General features: G+C 35.8%; 1 protein-coding gene. It reads left to right on the top strand.

Going from position 1 to position 240, the window contains the following annotated elements; all coding sequences use genetic code 11:
* Positions 1–96: 96 nt before the first annotated feature.
* Positions 97–240 (top strand): DUF6095 family protein (locus ACY2RS_RS15825; protein ID WP_490099615.1); only part of this gene is annotated, 144 nt, incomplete at its 3' end.

Below are 240 nucleotides of genomic sequence, written 5' to 3'. Positions count from 1 at the left end.
ATATGTTAATGGAACGCCTTCACATTTCTGCAGAAAAAGCAACAGCACTATTAGAAGAGCACAAAAGTGTAAGAAACGCTCTTAAAAACTATCCTCATGAGCAAAGAGCACACAGATGTTAATCTTTTAAAAAAAGGAATAAAATACCTTGCCCTTGCACTACCACTTATGTTTTTGCGCCCGTATCTCATTACCTTGGCCTTCTTACCTAAAGAAAACATAATGCTTTATGTCTTTCTA

Source organism: Patiriisocius sp. 208BN25-11 (genome assembly GCF_058147145.1).
Note: the sequence above shows the minus strand (reverse complement) of the source record. Positions and strands in the feature narration are given on the sequence as shown.